At 37.2% G+C, this 20,108-nt stretch carries 6 protein-coding genes and 1 other RNA gene; 4 read left to right on the top strand and 3 right to left on the bottom strand.

The window, feature by feature from the left end; translation table 11 throughout:
- The first annotated feature begins 220 nt into the window (after positions 1-220).
- From OLM54_RS10240 to OLM54_RS10230, 3 genes are read left to right on the top strand one after another with little or no spacing between them, the layout of a single operon-like run.
- Positions 221-4,246, top strand: coding sequence for a beta strand repeat-containing protein (locus OLM54_RS10240; RefSeq protein ID WP_264538481.1), 4,026 nt, complete (start codon positions 221-223; stop codon positions 4,244-4,246).
- A gap of 45 nt (positions 4,247-4,291) precedes the next feature.
- A complete protein-coding gene (locus tag OLM54_RS10235; RefSeq protein WP_264538480.1) occupies positions 4,292-14,221 on the top strand; it encodes an MBG domain-containing protein in 9,930 nt (3,309 codons plus the stop codon).
- Between the two features lie 54 nt (positions 14,222-14,275).
- Positions 14,276-15,193 (top strand): PorP/SprF family type IX secretion system membrane protein, encoded by a 918-nt coding sequence (locus OLM54_RS10230; protein ID WP_264538479.1) that lies wholly within the window; start codon positions 14,276-14,278, stop codon positions 15,191-15,193.
- 169 nt (positions 15,194-15,362) lie between these two features.
- Here OLM54_RS10230 and ssrA read toward each other — a convergent pair.
- Positions 15,363-15,759: a transfer-messenger RNA gene (ssrA, locus tag OLM54_RS10225) on the bottom strand.
- A gap of 67 nt (positions 15,760-15,826) precedes the next feature.
- Positions 15,827-17,029: a serine hydrolase domain-containing protein gene (locus OLM54_RS10220; protein WP_264538557.1), complete on the bottom strand. Its 1,203-nt coding sequence runs from the start codon at positions 17,027-17,029 to the stop codon at positions 15,827-15,829.
- A gap of 240 nt (positions 17,030-17,269) precedes the next feature.
- Here OLM54_RS10220 and OLM54_RS10215 point away from each other — a divergent pair, with 240 nt between their 5' ends.
- Entirely contained in the window at positions 17,270-18,472 is a 1,203-nt protein-coding gene (locus tag OLM54_RS10215; protein ID WP_264538478.1) for an NAD(P)-dependent oxidoreductase, read from the top strand.
- A gap of 149 nt (positions 18,473-18,621) precedes the next feature.
- Here OLM54_RS10215 and fumC read toward each other — a convergent pair whose 3' ends face one another.
- Entirely contained in the window at positions 18,622-20,007 is a 1,386-nt protein-coding gene (gene fumC / locus OLM54_RS10210) for a class II fumarate hydratase (protein WP_264538477.1), read from the bottom strand.
- Between the last annotated feature and the right edge of the window lie 101 nt (positions 20,008-20,108).

Genomic DNA, 20,108 nt, shown 5'->3' with positions numbered 1-20,108 from the left:
GAAAAATTATTTTATTAATAAGATTATTCGTCTTATTTAAATCTATTGCTAAAAGCCGTTTTGTTATTGTTTTAATTGTATTAAAATGATATGCCTTATTCTATAATCTGAAGATACTTCAAATTGTAATAGGACCTTTTTTGCGTCTTATTTTAAATTAATAGTATTTTTTTGGTTAAATTTTTCTATCGATTTATGTCAAATTTTAATTACTGGTAATATGAAGAAAATTATACTTTTAATCTTAGGGTTGCTTTTTTTTAATTTAGGGTTTGGGCAAGCACCAACTATAAGCAGTTTTAGTCCGCAAAGCGGTCCGGTGGGAACTACAGTTACCATTACAGGTACTAATTTTGGTGCAACAACAGCTGAAAATATAGTATTTTTTGGTGCAACCAAAGCTACCGTTACTGTTGCGAGCAGTACGAGTTTAACAGTTACTGTTCCTATTGGGGCGACATACGAACCTATATCTGTATTAAATGGAAGTACTGTTTTATTCGGTTACTCAAGGGAACCATTTGTAACGACTTTTACACCTAATAAGGGTACTATAGCAAACAGTGATATGTCTAGTGCCGTTAATTTTTCTACCGGTTTTGCAACATATTTGTTATGTATTGTCGATTTTGATGGAGATGGTAAGTCTGATATTGCTGTGAATAATAGAAATTCTAATTTAATATCAATTTTTCGTAATACTTCGGTCACCGGTACAATTAGTTCCTCTTCTTTTACTACTCCAGTAAATATAACTTCTCCCAATAATCCAGGAGGTATAGCAGCCGGTGATTTGGATGGAGATGGAAAACCAGATCTTGTAGTAACTAATGTTATTGGGTCTAATATTTCAGTTTTACTTAATACATCTTCCGGTGCTGGTGACATTAGCTTTGCAGCTGCTGTTATTCTTACTTCTGCAATTAATCCTCTTGATGTAAAAATTGGAGATATTGACGGAGATGGTAAAGCTGATCTTACCCTTGTTAGTAATAATAATGCACTATTAGTTTATCGCAATATATCATCGGGATCAGGAAATATTAATTTTGCTCCCTATGTAAGTTTTCCTTCTTCTGCTACAGGCAATGCGCTGGTTCTTGCTGATATTGATGGCGATACTAAAGTTGATGCTCTTGTAGCGAATCTGACAAGTAGTGGCACAGCATCAGTTTTTAACAATATATCGACAATTGGTGTGATTAATTTTGCTGCACGGGTAAGTTTTCCTACTGGACCAAATCCTAATTTCATATCAGTTGGAGATATTAATAAAGATGGAAAAATAGATTTTGCAGTTAGTAATTCAACTACTAATACGGTTTCTGTTTTTCGCAATTTATCATCAGGTCCGGGAAATATAAGTTTTGATACAAAAGTTGATCTTTCAACGAACGGAAATGCAAAAGCGGTCACTATTGCAGATATAGACGGAGATGGAGGTATTGATATAGCCGCTTGTACTGCAACAGGTTTTTTATCTGTTTTTCATAATACAAATAGTGTAGTTGGCGCAGCTGCCAGTTTTGCCGCAAAAGTAGATTTCATATCCTCACCAGGTGATATTACAAACGCAATAGCAGTTGGAGATTTAGATGGAGACGGTAAAAATGATGTTGTGATTAGTAATACTACAAGTTCTAATATATCAGTTTTGCGTAATACTCCCTTGTTTTCCAACATTTCAACACTAAATAACTTAACCATAAGTCAAGGTACTTTAAACCCGGTTTTTGCTACAGGAACAACAAATTATACTGCAACTGTAAGCAATGCTACCAGTAGCATGACGGTTACTCCTGTTGTTACCAACAACACTGCAACAGTCACGGTAAATGGGATAGCGGTATTGAGCGGAAATGCCTCCGGAGCAATAGCTTTGGTAACCGGTCCAAATGTAATTCCTGTCGTAGTAACAGCGCAAGACGGAATAACAACTACAACTTATACGGTCACAGTAACCAGAGTTGGACCGCCTGTTATAACGACTTTTAGCCCGCAAAATGGTCCGGTAGGAACGACAGTTACTATTACGGGGACTAATTTTGGTGCAACAGCGACAGATAATATTGTATTTTTTGGTGCAGTTAAAGCTGTAATTACTGCTGCAACTTCAACAAGTATAACGGTCACAGTTCCGGTGGGAACAACTTATGAACCTATATCTGTACTTAATACCACTACAGTTTTAGCAGGATATTCTTCTTTACCTTTTAGCACAAATTTTACACCAAATAAAGGAAAAATAACCATTGATGATATAACTCCTCAAGTTGACTTTGCAACAGCCGGTACTTCTTCAAGTGGTATAACTATTGGGGATTTTGATGGAGATGGCAAGGCAGATTTAGCAATAAATAATATAGCTGTACCATCTATTTCTATTTATCGCAATATATCTGCCAGTGGTTCTATTACTTCTGCTTCTTTTGCTGCAAAGGTTGATTTTGCTGTTACTGATACTCCAAGAAAAATGGCTGTTGGTGATTTTGATGGTGATGGTAAATTAGATATTGTGGCAGTAAACTTTGGAACCAGTCTTTTAGTGTCTGTTTTAAGAAATACTTCCTCGGGAACCGGAAATATTAATTTTGCTGCCCAGATGACTTTTGCTGTAGCAGGCGCAAATCCACTTAGCGTAGGCATTGCCGATATTGATGGAGATGGTAAGATAGATCTGGCTGTAGGCAATAATATTGGTAATACAGTTTCGGTTTTGCGAAATACATCTTCAGGAATTGGAAATATTAATTTTGCTGCTAAAATAGATTTCCCTTCTGATTTTGGCCCTGCTGATATATTAATGGGGGATTTGGATGGGGATAATAAAACAGATATGATTACAACTAATAACAGAAGCACTCATATTTCAGTTTATCGCAATACGTCAACAACCGGTGTTATTACTTTTGCACCCATACAGACATTTACTACGGGTACATCTCCTTTATATGGCGCGATTGGAGATTTAAACAAGGACGGAAAACTAGATATTGCTGTTGCAAATAATGGCAGCAATTCTATATCTGTTTTTCTCAATACATCTTCAGGAAGCGGAAATATTAATTTTGATACAACGGTAAATTTAGCTATTGGAAATATTCAGGTTGACGCAGCAATTTCAGATATTGATGGAGATGGAATGCCCGATTTAGTTGCTTCAAGCAGTGCTTTTTTGCATATTATGCGAAATACGGCAACCGCAGGCGGATCTCTAAGTTTTGCTACTCCATTAAAAATACCCAGTACAACCGGCACTTCCGACTTAGTATTGGGAGATTTGGATGGGGACGGAAAAGATGATATTGCCGTTAATCATAATACCGGAAGTACGATTTCAGTTTTTCGTAATAGTCCGTTATTTGCACCAACTGTTCAGGCAACTAATGTTGTTTTTTCGAATACAACAGGAATCGCGACTACAGCCACTTGGGTAAACGGAAACGGGGCTTCAAGAGCAGTATTTGTATATGCAGGAGCAAGCGGCAGCCCTTTACCGTTAGATTCTGCGACTTATACAGCTAATGCTATTTTTGGTACAGGAACACAAATTGGCACAACAGGCTGGTATTGTGTTTACAACGGTACAGGAACAACAGTTACTATAACTGGTTTAACTGCTAATACAAATTATCAGGTAATGACAGTTGAATACAATGGTTCTGTTGGGAATGAATTATATTTTTCGACGGTTGCTACAGGAAATCCTGCAGCTGTAACTACACTTAATAATGTTGCTACATTAAGTAATTTAAGTGTAAGTGAAGGAACCTTAATTCCGGTTTTTGCAAGTGGAACGTTAGATTATACTTTTACTGTTCCTAATGCCAGCAGTAGTTTGACGGTGACTCCTGTTACAACAGATACTAATGCTACAGTAACAGTAAACGGAACTGCTGTAATTAGCGGAGATGCGTCGGGATCGATTGCTTTAGCAGTGGGTTCTAATGTTATTACGACAATAGTAACGGCACAAGATGGTACAACAACACAAACTTATACGATTACTGTAACGAGAACCGCACCGCCAACTATACTGGTTACAGATATTTTACCAGCATTGACTGCTACGTATGGTACCGCATCAACATCTGCTGCTTTTAATATTTCCGGAACCGATATGTTTGAAGGAATCGTAGTGACTTCGCCTTTAGGATTTGAAGTAAGTACTGATGATATAACTTTTACTAATACACTAACTATTGGAGCAGCAGGCGTTATTGCATCTACACCAGTATATATTTGATTAAAAGGTACAATTGATGTAGGAAGTTATTCAGGAGATGTAGTTTTGACCAGCGATAGCGCGGCTACTATAAATTTAGCTACAGCATCTAGTACGGTGACTCCGGCAGTATTGACAATTACATCCGATAATAAAAGTAAAGTTTATGCAGCTGCCAATCCAACCTTAACGATATTTTACACGGGATTTGTTAATGGTGATACCGTCGCGAGCTTAACTACAGCTCCAACGATTTCTACAACAGCAGATGCAGCAAGTCCGGTTGGGAGTTATCCAATTACAGCAAGCGGTGCGGTTAATGCTAATTACGACATCAGTTATGTTGACGGAATTTTGACTGTTAACCCAGTTAATTTAGCTATTGCAGCAGATAATCAGACAAAAGTTTATGGATCTGCAAACCCAACTTTAACGGTTACTTATACAGGATTTGTAAATGGAGATACAGAAGCAGATTTAATTACACTGCCAATAACCACAACAACAGCAGATACTGCAAGTTCTGTTGGAGTTTATCCAATTACAGTAAGTGGTGCAACGTCAAATAATTATACAATTGGTTATACATCAGGTGCAACCTTAACAGTTACCAAAGCGAATTTAACCATCACGGCAGATAATCAAAGTAAAGTTTACGGAGATGCAAATCCAACATTAACGGCAAGTTATTCAGGATTTGTAAATGGCGATACAAGTGTGAGTTTAACGACTCCTGCAACCGCAAGTACATTAGCAGATACAACAAGTCCGGTTGGAACGTATGCAATTACAGCAAGTGGAGCGACATCTTCAAATTATACATTTACTTATGTTGATGGAACTTTAACAGTAACCACTGCAGTATTAACAATTACAGCCGACAATCAAACTAAAGTTTATGGATCTGTAAACCCAGCCTTAACAGCAAGTTATACAGGATTTGTAAATGGAGATACGATTGCGAGTTTAACCACTCCTGCAATCGCCAGTACAGTTGCCGATACAGCCAGCGCAGTTGGAACATATGCCATTATAGCCAGCGGAGCAGTTTCGCCAAATTATACATTTACTTATGTTGATGGAGCTTTAACGGTAACAACGGCGGTACTAACAATTACAGCCGATGCCCAGACTAAAATTTATGGATCTGTAAATCCAGCTTTAACAGCAAGTTATTCGGGATTTGTAAATGGAGATACAGTAGCGAGTTTAACCACTCCTGCAACCGCAAGTACAATAGCAGATACATCAAGTCCGGTTGGAACGTATGCAATTACATCAAGTGGAGCAGTTTCGCCAAATTATACATTTACTTTTGTTGATGGAACTCTGACTGTAACAACTGCGGTATTAACAATTACGGCAGATGCCCAAACTAAAGTTTACGGATCTGTAAACCCAGCCTTAACAGCAAGTTATTCAGGATTTGTAAATGGAGATACAGTAGCGAGTTTAACCACTCCTGCAACCGCAAGTACAATAGCAGATACATCAAGTCCGGTTGGAACGTATGCCATTACAGCAAACGGAGCAGTTTCGCCAAATTATACATTTACTTATGTTGATGGAACTCTGACTGTGACAACTGCAGTATTAACAATTACGGCAGATGCTCAGACTAAAGTTTATGGATCAGCAAATCCAACATTAACAGCTAGTTATACAGGATTTGTAAATGGAGATACAGTAACGAGTTTAACCACTCCGGCAATCGCCAGTACAGTTGCAGATACAACAAGTCCGGTTGGAACGTATGCAATTACAGCAAGTGGAGCAGTTTCGCCAAATTATACATTTACTTATGTTGATGGAACTTTAACGGTAACTACAGCAGTATTAACAATAACAGCTGATAATAAATCTAAAGTTTATGGCGATGTAAATCCAGTTTTAACGGCAAGTTTTACCGGATTTGTAAATGGTGACACAGAACTCAACCTTACTACTCCGCCAGTATTAAATACCACAGCAGTTACGGGCAGTCCTGTAGGAACCTACCCGATTACTGTTTCAGGAGCAGTTTCTTCTAATTATAATATCAATTATGTAGATGGTTCATTAACCGTAGGAGGCTCAACAATATTGACTATTACAGTAGAAAATAAGTCTAAAATTTACGGAGAAGCCAATCCGGCATTAACAGTAACCTATAGCGGATTTGTAAATGGAGACACTAGTGCTAACCTGTTAACACAACCCACAATAAGTACAATTGCAGATACAGCAAGTGCAGTTGGAACGTATGCAATTACAGCAAGCGGAGCAGCATCGGATAATTATACAATTGTTTATGTAGATGGTACTTTAACGGTAAATACAGCAGTATTAACGATTACGGCAGATGCCCAAACGAAAGTTTATGGATCTGCGAACCCTACACTAACCGCCAGTTATTCAGGATTTGTAAATGGAGACACAGTAACGAGTTTAACGACTCCGGCAACCGCAAGTACAATAGCAGATACAACAAGTCCTGTTGGAACGTATGCCATTACAGCAAATGGAGCAGTTTCGCCAAATTATACATTTACTTATGTTGATGGAGCTTTAACGGTAACAACGGCGGTACTAACAATTACAGCCGATGCTCAGACAAAAGTTTACGGATCTGCAAACCCAGCTTTAACAGCAAGTTATTCAGGATTTGTAAATGGGGATACAGTAGCGAGTTTAACCACTCCTGCAACCGCAAGTACTATAGCAGATACAACAAGTCCGGTTGGAACGTATGCCATTACAGCAAATGGAGCAGTTTCGCCAAATTATACATTTACTTATGTTGATGGAACTTTAACGGTAACTACAGCAGTATTAACGGTTACAGCCGATGCTCAAACTAAAGTTTATGGGACTGCAAACCCAGCTTTAACGGCAAGTTATTCAGGATTTGTAAATGGAGATACAGTAACGAGTTTAACAACTCCGGCAATCGCGAGTACAGTTGCCGATGCATCAAGTCCCGTTGGAACGTATGCAATTACAGCAAGCGGAGCAGTTTCGCCAAATTATACATTTACTTATGTTGATGGAACTCTAACAGTAACAACTGCCGTGTTGACTATTACAGCCGATGCTCAAACTAAAGTTTATGGATCTGCAAACCCAACTTTAACAGCTAGTTATTCAGGATTTGTAAATGGAGATACAGTAACGAGTTTAACAACTCCGGCAATCGCCAGTACAATTGCTGATGTAACCAGCGCAGTTGGGACATATCCAATTACAGCAAGCGGCGCGACATCTTCAAATTATACATTTACTTATGTTGATGGAACTTTAACAGTAACTACAGCAGTATTAACAATTACAGCAGATGCCCAGACTAAAGTTTATGGAACTATAAATCCAGCTTTAACAGCTAGTTATTCAGGATTTGTAAATAGCGATACAGTAACGAGTTTAACAACTCCGGCAATCGCCAGTACAATTGCCGATGCATCAAGTCCCGTTGGAACATATCCAATTACGGCAAGCGGAGCCACATCTTCAAATTATACATTTACTTATGTTGATGGAACTTTAACGGTAACTACAGCAGTATTAACAATTACAGCCGATACTCAAACTAAAGTTTACGGATCTGCAAATCCAACATTAACGGCAAGTTATACAGGATTTGTAAATGGAGATACAGTAACGAGTTTAACAACTCCGGCAATCGCCAGTACAATTGCTGATGCAACAAGTCCGGTTGGAACTTATGCCATTACGGCAAGCGGAGCCACATCTTCAAATTATACATTTACTTATGTTGATGGAACTTTAACGGTAACCACAGCAGTATTAACAATTACAGCCGATGCCCAAACTAAAGTTTATGGGTCATCAAATCCAAGTTTAACCGCCAGTTATTCAGGATTTGTAAATGGAGACACAGTAGCGAGTTTAACGACTCCGGCAATCGCCAGTTCAGTTGCAGATACAACAAGTCCGGTTGGAACATATGCAATAACAGCAAATGGAGCAGTTTCGCCAAATTATACATTTACTTATGTTGATGGAACTTTAACGGTAACAACTGCAGTATTAATAATTACAGCCGATGTTCAAACTAAAGTTTATGGATCAGCAAATCCAACTTTAACAACCAGCTATTCAGGATTTGTAAATGGCGATACAGTAACGAATTTAACGACTCCGGCAACAATTGCAACTTTAGCAGATATATCAAGCCCCGTTGGAACATATGCAATTACAGCAAGCGGAGCAACATCTTCAAATTATACATTTACTTATGTTGATGGAACTCTAACGGTAACAACTGCAGTATTAACCATTACAGCCGATGCCCAGACAAAAGTTTACGGAGCAATAAATCCAACATTAACCGCAAGTTATACAGGGTTTGTAAATGGCGATACAAGTACAAGTTTAACAACTCTGCCAACAATTGTAACTTTAGCAGATACATCAAGCCCCGTTGGAACGTATGCAATTACAGCAAGCGGAGCAGTTTCGCCAAATTATACAATTAGTTATACTGATGGAATTTTAACCATAACTACTGCAACGCTTACGATAACGGCTGATAATAAAGGCAAAGTTTATGGTGATGTAAATCCAGTTTTAACCGCAAGTTATATCGGATTTGTAAATGGTGACACGGAACTTAATCTTACCACTCCGCCAATATTAAATACCACAGCTGTTACAAGTAGTCCGGTTGGAACTTATCCAATTACAGCGAGCGGAGCAGTTTCTTCTAATTATAGTATTAATTATGTAGATGGTTCATTAACTGTAGGCGGTTCAACAATATTAACTATCACGGTCGAAAACAAGTCTAAAATTTACGGAGAAGCAAATCCTGGATTAACAGTAACGTATAGCGGATTTGTAAATGGAGATACGAGCGCTGACCTGTTAACACAACCCATAATAAGTACAGTTGCAAATACAGCAAGTGCAGTTGGAACATATGCAATTACAGCAAGCGGAGCAACGTCTGATAATTATACAATTATTTATGTAGATGGTACTTTAACGGTAAATACGGCAAGTCTTGTTGTTACCAGTGAAAATAAAACAAAAGTTTACGGAGAGGCAAATCCTGTTTTAACCGTAACATATTCCGGTTTTGTAAATGGTGATGCAAGCACGAGTTTAACGACAGCTGCCACCGCAAATACAATTGCAAATACAGCAAGTGTAGTTGGAACTTATGCAATTACAGCAAATGGAGCTACATCCAGCAATTATGCAATTAGTTATGTCGATGGAACTCTAACGGTAACAACTGCAGTATTAACGATTACAGCCGATGCTCAGACTAAAGTTTATGGATCAGCAAATCCAACATTAACAGCAAGTTATTCAGGATTTGTAAATGGCGACACAAGTACAAGTTTAACAACTCTGCCAACAATTGCAACTTTAGCAGATATATTAAGTCCGGTTGGAACGTATGCGATTACGGCAAGCGGAGCAGTTTCACCAAATTATACTTTTGTTTATGTTGATGGAACTCTAACAGTAACAACTGCAGTATTAACGATTACAGCCGATGCTCAGACTAAGGTTTATGGAGCAGCAAATCCAACATTAACAGCAAGTTATTCAGGGTTTGTGAACGGTGATACGAGTGCAAGCTTAACAACTCTGCCAACAATTGCAACTTTAGCAGATATATTAAGTCCCGTTGGAACGTATGCAATTACAGCAAACGGAGCAGTTTCGCCAAATTATACTTTTGTTTATGTTGATGGAACTTTAACAGTAACAACTGCAGTATTAACGATTACAGCCGATGCTCAGACTAAAGTTTATGGAACTATAAATCCAACATTAACAGTAAGTTATTCAGGATTTGTAAACGGTGATACGAGTGTAAGTTTAACAACTCAGCCAACAATAACTACACTTGCAGATACATCAAGTCCCGTTGGAACGTATGCAATTACAGCAAATGGAGCAGTTTCGCCAAATTATACATTTGTTTATGTTGATGGAACTTTAACAGTAACAACTGCAGTATTAACGGTTACAGCCGATGCTCAGACTAAAGTTTATGGATCAGCAAATCCAACATTAACAGCCAGTTATTCAGGGTTTGTAAATGGAGATACCAGTGCAGGTTTAACTACTTTACCAACGATAACTACACTTGCAGATGTATTAAGCCCCGTTGGAACGTATGCAATTACAGCAAACGGAGCAGTATCTTCAAATTATACATTTACATATGTTGATGGAACTTTAACAGTAACAACTGCATCATTAACGATTACGGCAGATAATAAGAATAAAGTTTACGGAGATATAAATCCGGTTTTAACAGCAACTTACACCGGATTTTTAAATGGCGATACAGAAGCTAATCTTACCACTCCCGCAATACTAAGTACTACAGCCGTTACAGGAAGTCCTGTGGGAGATTATCCAATTACCGTAAGCGGGGCGACAGCATCTAATTATAGTATTAATGAAGTTGCAGGAACATTAAGTGTAACTTCTTCTACTTTGCTGACTATAACGGTCGAAAATAAAGCTAAGATTTACGGAGAAGTAAATCCAACATTAACGGTAACATATACAGGATTTGTAAATGGCGATACCAGCGCTGATTTATTAACACAGCCTACAATAAGTACAGTTGCAAATACAGCAAGTGCAGTTGGAAGCTATCCAATTATCGCAAGCGGGGCAACATCAGATAATTATACAATTGTTTATGTAGATGGTACTTTAGCTGTAAATACAGCAAATCTTGTTGTTACGAGTGAAAATAAAACTAAAATCTATGGAGAAGCAAATCCTCTTTTAACCGTAATGTATTCTGGTTTTGTAAATGGTGATACGAGTACAAGTTTAACCACTGAAGCCACCGCAAATACCATTGCAGATACTGCAAGTCCCGCAGGGATATATGCAATTACTGCAAGCGGGGCGACATCAAACAATTATGCAATTAGCTATGTTGATGGTGCATTAGCAATAGCTAAAGCAGAATTAACGATTACTGCTGATACTCAAACTAAAATTTACGGAGAAACAAATCCAGCTTTAACCGCAAGTTATACCGGATTTGTAAACGGAGATACGAGTGCAAGTTTAACAACTTTACCAACAATTGCAACAATCGCAAATACATCAAGCCCCGTGGGAACGTATGCAATTACAGTAAACGGAGCAGTATCTGACAATTATACTTTTGTTTATGTTGACGGAACTCTAACGGTATCGACTGCAACATTAACAATTACAGCCGATGCTCAGACTAAAGTTTATGGAACTATAAATCCAATTTTAACTGCAAGTTATTCAGGATTTGTAAACGGAGACACCAGTACTAGTTTAACTACGGCACCAACTATAAGTACTATCGCTAATGTAAACAGTGCAGTAGGAACGTACCCAATTACGGTAAGCGGAGCAGCATCAGACAATTATACCATTAATTATGTTGATGCACTTTTAACCGTAACAACAGGAACTCTAACCATTACAGCTGATGCTCAGACAAAAGTTTATGGAGAAGTAAATCCAAATTTAACAGTAAGTTTTACCGGATTTGTAAATGGCGATACCAGCGCCAGCTTAACAACCCAGCCAATAGTTACAACTCAGGCTGATGTTAACAGTCCGGTAGGAACTTATTTAATCACAGCAAGCGGAGCCGTAACAGACAATTATACAGTTGTATATGTAGATGGATCTTTGGCAGTAACAGCAGCAACATTAACCATTACAGCAAATAATGATACTAAAGCATACGGAACAATAAATCCCGCATTGACAGCAACTTATACAGGTTTTGTAAACGGCGATACAGAAACCGGTCTAACAACACTTCCGGTTATTAGTACAACAGCAACTATAAATAGTGCAGTAGGAATATACCCAATAACAGCAAGCGGAGCAACATCTGACAATTATACTATAAATTATGTTGACGGCGCTTTAACGATAACTACGGCGACGCTGATTATTACAGCAAATGATGCGACTAAAGTATACGGAGAGGCAAATCCGAATTTAACAGTAAGTTATTCAGGGTTTTTAAATGGAGATACAGCAGCTAGTTTAACCACTCAGCCAACAATTAGCACAATTGCAGATACAAGTAGTCCGGTAGGTATATTTCCAATTACGGCAAGCGGTGCTTTATCTCCTAATTATGCCATTAGTTATGTCGATGGAAGTTTAACAATAACCACCGCAACACTAACTATTACAGCTGATAATGAGACTAAAATTTACGGAGAAGTAAATCCTCCTTTAACGTTAACTTATACCGGATTTGTAAACGGAGATACCAATGCTAATTTATCGGCTCAGCCATCAACCACTACAATTGGAGTTTTAAACAGCGCAGTAGGAACGTATCCAATTACGGCAAGCGGGGCTTTATCTTCTAATTACGTCATTAATTATGTTGACGGGACTTTGACGGTAACTGCGGCGACATTAACCATTACAGCAGATAATCAGACGAAAATTTACGGAACAGCAAATCCAATTTTGACAGCGAATTATGCGGGATTTGTAAACGGAGATACGAGCGCAAGCCTGACAACCCAGCCAGTAATTATAACAACGGGAGATATTAACAGTGCAGTTGGAACCTATCCAATTACCGCAAGCGGAGCCACATCTAACAATTATACTTTTGTTTATGTTGATGGAACTCTAACGGTAACGACTGCAGCATTAACCATTACAGCCAATGATAATACCAAAGTATACGGAACAGTAAATCCGGCATTAACGGCAGCTTATTCAGGATTTGTAAATGGCGATACAAATGCAAGTCTTACCACACAGCCCGTAATTAGCACAATAGCAGGTTTGGGAAGCGCAGTAGGAACATATCCAATTAAAGCAAATGGGGCAGTATCCAACAATTATACAATTAGTTATGTTGATGGAAATCTAACCATTACCGAAGCACTATTGACTATTACAGCCGATAATAAAACGAAAATCTATGGAGAAGCAAACCCGCTTTTAACGGCAAGTTATACCGGATTTGTAAACGGAGATACAAACGCAAATCTTTCAACACAGCCAACAATTAGTACGACTGCAAATACGGCAAGTCCGGTTGGAAGTTATCCAATTACCGTAAGCGGAGCAGTATCTTCAAATTATATAATTAGTTATGTCAACGGAATTTTAGCCGTAACGCCTTCATCAGATGCAAATCTGGCAAACCTAACAATTAGTAATGATGTGTTAAGTCCAGCGTTTTCGCCAAATGTAACCTCTTATACCGCTACCGTTGGCAGCGAAACAAATTCAGTAACAATAACACCAACATCAGAAAATTTATCTGCAGCAATAACCGTAAATGGAGTAGTGGTACCAACCGGAAATCCATCTAATGCAATTGCATTGGTAACCGGACCCAATATAATTGTTACCCAGGTTACGGCGCAGGATGGTGTTACAATTAAAACCTATACCATTACAGTGACCAGAGCAGTATTAAATGATGCGACATTAGTAGATCTTTCTATTAGTGAAGGAATTTTAAATCCGGCATTCGATCCCGCTGTTACCAATTATACGGCAACAGTTGAAAGTAATATTGCCAGCGTTGCCGTAACCTCTTTATTAAGCGATCCATCAGCAGTTATGACACTAAACGGAATAGCGGTTAACGACGGCGAAAGCAGAGAATTGCCTTTAATTGCAGGCGATAATATAATTAAAGTAGAAGTTACTGCCGAAGATGGCATTACTAAAAAAACATATACCGTCATTATTAACAGAAAGGTTCTTCCGGATAAAGTTGCAGGAACAAATATTCTTTCACCAAACGGAGACGGCGTAAATGATTATTGGGAAATTAAGGATATTAATTTATATCCAAATAATTCAGTCACTGTGTATGATCGTGGAGGAAGAATAGTATATGCCAAAAATAATTATAATAATACTTGGGATGGTTCTTATACAGGTTCTCCATTAAATGATGATACCTATTACTATCTAATTAATCTGGGAGATGGATTGCCTAAAATTAAGGGATTCATTACCATAATTAGACAATAAAAGTAAAGACCGGAGCAACAAAATATAATTGTTATACCATAATCATAAAGACACATGAGTACAATAAAAATAAAACACAGCAAATCATTTTATATTCAGGTAATCCTATTTTTTGCACTACTGATATCCCATACTGCCAGCGCACAGTTAAAAGAATTTCAGGCGATGTATTTTCAAAATAAATATTTAGGTAATCCCGCAATGGCAGGACTAGAAAAAGGATTAATTGCCAATATAGGATATCAGGGACAATGGCAGGAAGTTCCGGGAAATCCAAAATTAATGAGCGCAACCCTTGAATACAATTTCAGGGAAAGAGTGGGGATTGGATTAAATTTAGGAAGCGAAGAAGCCGGACTAATCACCAGAACAAAAATCTTGGCAACCTATGCGTATCACCTGCCTATTGGAGGAGAAGACGAAAAATTAAACTTCGGACTTTCCTTAGGAGCAAATTTTGCTTCTGTAGATTATGATAAAGTAATTGGTAATCCTGATGATCCAACCTTACAGAATTTTAATGAAGGCGCCACATTAGATGGAGATTTTGGAATTGCCTATACCAGTTCATTATGGACCATACAAGCAACATTGCCTAATTTAAATCATCTTTTTTTTGAAGACAATGACATTGTAAAAGAATATGTAGACCGCACGACTTTTTATGCTGCTATAAGTTATAAAATATATACGTCAAGCCGAATCAATGATTTTAATCTTGAACCCATATTTGCGTATCGTGCAGTAAAAGGATATAAAGATATTTTTGATATTGGCGCCCGCTTTAATTTGCCCGAATACAAATTTAATGTATCCACTTTTTATCATACCAATCAAACCATTTCGGCATCATTTGGTATTGATTTAAAACAATTGGGCATCTTTTTATCGACGTCTAATTATGTGGGAAATACAGGCGCTTTTGCAAATGATAGTTTTGAATTGGGACTGCGTTATAAGTTTTTAGAATAATGAAGTAAATAGCTTTTTTGAGCTTAATAAATAATATTTATGTTGATTTAGAATAATTGTTGTTAGTTTTTTTGGGGATTTAATTTTCGTGGTTGAACTATTTTGTTAATAGTGATTTGTTTTTTTTTTGAGAAAAAAAAGCCTGTAAACTTTATGTTTACAGGCTTTTTTGTGGAGTCGCCGGGAATCGAACCCGGGTCCAAACAAGCAACTAAAGAGCTTTCTACGCGTTTATTTCCTGATTAGATTTTCGATGTTAAGCTAGGTCAGGAACAACCACTCAACACTTATCTTCTTAATTTCGAAATCCACCCGAAGCTCATGGAAATCTAGGTTTATTTTTACGGTTCCCCTATACTGAACGCCACAAACCAAGGCTTTCAAGGAGAATCCAGCTTCCCTATCTGATAGGGACGTGGCGCAATCTTACTATAATTCGGATTATGCAGCTAAAGCGTAGTTATTTTCGCCGTGTAAAATTGTAAGATCTTATATTTACGAGCAAGGTCTCAATGCTCGACGTGCTTACTTTCCAATTCGACTTGCTGTCAAAACCAGTCGACCCCAAAAATGAGTTTGCAAATTTATACTATTTGAAGTTACTATTATAATAAAACTTTCAGAAAAATTTTATTATTCGTCGTCTTTAAAATTAAACGGATAATCGCCAAAAATTGGAGCCAGTTTACGAACCGCATACGTTTTTCGCGTCATTTTATTTGATAAAGCAATAATAGTGACATGCTCTTTCATAAGCGGAATATAAGACGAAGTATTGCCATGCCACCAACCGTTATGAAAGTAGAAATTTTGTCCGGAATCCCAGTTGATCATTCGAATACCAAGACCATAATTTTTTTCGCCTTTGCGCTCATTGCTGTAACCCGTATAAACTTCTTTTAGTAATTCAGGTTTTAAAAATCCCGGAGCATTTCGTGCCCTGTCAAATTTTAAAAGATCCCTTACCGTAGAAAATACATTTTTATCCCCATATACATTATCCAGATAATCAAAACCAATTTCTACACCATTACCTTTATAAGAAGGCACAATTTCTTTTCGATCCTTATCATCATCAAAAACATACGTATGCGTCATTCCTAAAGGCTTAAAAATCATTTCAGCCATGGCTTCCTTATATTTTAAACCGGTAATTTTTTCGATGATAAGTGCAAGAATCGCATAATTTGTATTGCAATAGCTAAAACGTGTTCCTGTTTTTGACTCCAATCCAATATCTTTTGTTGCCAGAATTTCTAATATATCTTTATTCGTAAGCTGATTATGCCTGTCCCAAACCGATTTATCATGATCTGTAAAATACGCATAATTTCTCATTCCCGTTCTGTGAGACAATAACATTCTAATCGTGCAGTCTTCGTATGGAAATGTTTTTAGAATCGTATTTACTTTTTGGTCTAAATCTATTTTTCCGGCATTAACAAGTTTTAAAACCGCTGTAGCAGTCAATACTTTGCTCACAGAAGCAATTTGTACAGATGTTTCTGCCGTAATTTTAGTTCCTTCGTTTTTATTGGCAAAACCATTATATCTTTCAAAAATAATCTGACCGTTTCTTGCTACCAAAAAACTTCCGTTCATACTATTGTTCGGCCAGTTTTTAGTATAAAAATGATTTATTCTCCCTACAACTGAGTTTGCATAATTTGCCGGAAGTCTTTTTTCAGGACCTGCCGGTTTCATTTTTGGTAAAGTATCTTCGACTGTAACAGTTTGTTTTTCGATTGTTGTTTTTTCTTTTCCGCATGAAGCGAAAACTAAAATTAAGAAAAGTATTTGTGGTATATTTGTTTTTTTAAGGAGGCTCATTTTCATCATTCTTTAAAAACAAATATATAGAATTCAATAATTATGTTTTGGTTTTTTCATCCCCTGAGAAAACTTTTTTTAACATTGCTTTAACTTCTTTTTTTGTTAGTCGATTGTACGTCAGCTAGTAACGTTATAAATGTGTTTAAAATCAGAAAAAAGAAACAAAATTTTAACTTATTTTGTTATATTTGAAACAAATTGAATCTAAAAAGTTACATTAATATTTATCTTAATCCGAAATAAATGAAATTTGGAATAATAAAAGAAAGAAAAAACCCACCAGACAGGCGTGTTGTGTTTGCTCCGGGTGAACTTGCAAAATTAAAACAGCTTTACCACGACGCTATAGTTGAGGTAGAAAGTTCAGATATCAGGATTTTTTCTGACATTCAATATAAAAGTTTAGGGATAACTATTACAGATGATGTATCAGATTGTGATGTATTATTTGGAGTAAAAGAAGTGCCTGTTGAAAATTTAATTCCAAATAAATCATATTTCTTTTTTTCTCACACAATTAAGAAACAACCATATAATCAAAAGCTGCTAAAAGCAATTTTAGAAAAAAATATTGATTTATATGATCACGAAACTATTGTCGACGAACATAATCGCCGTTTAATTGGTTTTGGAAAATATGCCGGAATGGTTGGTGTCTATAACGGAATTCGCGCTTTCGGAATAAAGTTTGAATTATTTAAACTTCCAAAAGCAGAAACTCTTGCCGGAAAAGATGCCCTGATTATGCATTTAAAACGTATTACTTTACCACCTTTAAAATTTGTAATTACAGGAACAGGAAAGGTTGGGTCTGGTGCTAAAGAAATTTTAGATGCCATTAAAGTAAAAGAAATTACGATCGAAAATTACCTGACTAAAAACTACACGCAAGCCGTTTACGTTCAGTTGGATGTTTTAGAATATAATAAACGAATTGACGGACAGATTCTTGATTTTAATGATTTTGTAGAAAATCCTGATGCTTACGTTTCTGATTTTGAAAAATTCACTAAAGTTACAGATGTCTATTTTGCAGGTCATTTTCACGCAAGTGGAGCTCCGATGATTTTAACAAAAGAAATGCTGAATGCAAGTGATTGCAAAATAAAAGTCGTTGCAGATATTTCGTGTGATGTAAACGGACCAATCGCCAGTACATTGCGTTCTTCAACAATTGAAGAACCTATTTATGGCTATTTTCCACTTGAAAATAAAGAAGTTGATGTTTTTCATCCGGCAGCAATTGTGGTTATGGCAGTTGATAATTTACCATGCGAAATTCCCAAAGATGCCAGCGAAGGTTTTGGAGAACAGTTTATGGAACATGTTATACCAGCCTTTTTTAATGGTGACAAAGACGGAATTTTAAAACGCGCCAAAATAACCGAAAAAGGAAAATTAACACCAAGATTTGCGTATCTGCAAGAGTATGTAGACGGGAAATAGAAGAAAATTTCAAGTTTCAGGTTTCAAGTTAAAAAGCGGTATAAAACTTTTAAAGTTTTATACCGCTTTTGTTATTTAAATGTATTGCAATCTAGTTTCCGCGATTCAGAACTTGAAACCTGAAACCTGAAACTTTTTTAAACAAAAATCTAAACCATTTCCTCCGGTTTTACCCAGTCGTCAAAATCTTCCGGCGTTACGTAACCTAAACGAACGGCTTCATCTTTTAAAGTTGTTCCGTTTTTGTGTGCGGTTTGTGCGATTTCTGCGGCTTTGTAATATCCAATTTTTGTGTTTAAAGCTGTAACCAACATTAATGAATTGTCTACTAATTCTTTAATGCGTTTGTAATTTGGTTCGATTCCCTGAGCGCAATGTTCGTCGAATGAAACACAAGCGTCTCCTAATAATCTCGCCGATTGAAGGAAATTTGCAGCCATAACAGGTTTAAAAACATTCAATTCATAATGTCCCTGCATTCCGCCAACAGCAATTGCCATATCGTTCCCAATAACTTGCGCGCAAACCATTGTAAGCGCTTCGCATTGCGTTGGATTCACTTTTCCGGGCATAATTGATGATCCGGGTTCATTTTCAGGAATGTGGATTTCGCCAATTCCGGAACGCGGACCAGAAGCCAGCATTCTGATATCGTTTGCAATTTTATTTAAAGAAACAGCCAGTTGTTTTAAAGCGCCGTGCGTTTCAACAATGGCATCGTGCGCCGCCAGAGCTTCAAATTTATTCTCGGCAGTTACAAAAGGGTGATTGGTAAATTGAGCAATGTATTCGGCAACTTTTACATCGTATCCTTTTGGAGTATTAAGTCCGGTTCCTACGGCAGTTCCGCCCAAAGCGATTTCAGACAAATGCGCTAAAGTATTTTTAAGCGCTTTTAATCCGTAAGATAATTGAGCGGCGTATCCTGAAATTTCCTGTCCTAATGTTAATGGCGTTGCGTCCATAAGGTGCGTACGTCCAATTTTTACAACAGCTGCAAATTCTTTCGCTTTTGCGGATAAAGTAGCATGTAATTTTTCGACTCCCGGAATTGTGGTTTCAACGATCATTTTGTAAGCAGCAATATGCATTCCGGTTGGGAAAGTATCATTTGATGACTGCGATTTATTGACATCATCATTTGCTTTTATAAATTGTTCGCCTTCACCAATTTCAAAACCTTTAAGAACCTGAGCACGATTTGCAATAACTTCATTTACGTTCATGTTACTTTGTGTTCCAGAGCCTGTTTGCCAGATTACAAGCGGAAATTGATCGTCTAATTTTCCCTCTAAAATTTCGTCACAAACTGCTGCAATTGCATCTCGTTTTTCAATAGGTAAAACTCCGAGATCGTAATTTGCATAAGCGGCGGCTTTTTTAAGATACGCAAAACCTTCAATAATTTCCTGCGGCATAGATGCCGATTGACCAATTTTGAAATTATTTCTGGAACGTTCTGTTTGTGCTCCCCAATATTTATCGGCTGGGACCTGAACTTCGCCCATTGTGTCTTTTTCTATTCTGTATTTCATATTGTTATTTGTAAAATGTTATCTGTAAAATGTTGTGTGAAATTAGACGCGGATTGTAGTGGATTTTTTATTTTGATTTGAAAATTCTCTTTTGAAGATGA

Origin of the sequence: Flavobacterium sp. N1736, from assembly GCF_025947065.1 — a bacterium.
Lineage (GTDB): Bacteria > Bacteroidota > Bacteroidia > Flavobacteriales > Flavobacteriaceae > Flavobacterium.
Note: the sequence above shows the minus strand (reverse complement) of the source record. Positions and strands in the feature narration are given on the sequence as shown.

Excerpts from the sequence above, each read along its gene's own strand:
- OLM54_RS10240 (WP_264538481.1), top strand. The coding sequence starts at position 221 with ATGAAGAAAATTATACTTTTAATCTTAGGGTTGCTTTTTTTTAATTTA.
- OLM54_RS10230 (WP_264538479.1), top strand. The coding sequence starts at position 14,276 with ATGAGTACAATAAAAATAAAACACAGCAAATCATTTTATATTCAGGTA.
- OLM54_RS10220 (WP_264538557.1), bottom strand. The coding sequence starts at position 17,029 with ATGAAAATGAGCCTCCTTAAAAAAACAAATATACCACAAATACTTTTC.
- OLM54_RS10215 (WP_264538478.1), top strand. The coding sequence starts at position 17,270 with ATGAAATTTGGAATAATAAAAGAAAGAAAAAACCCACCAGACAGGCGT.
- fumC (WP_264538477.1), bottom strand. The coding sequence starts at position 20,007 with ATGAAATACAGAATAGAAAAAGACACAATGGGCGAAGTTCAGGTCCCA.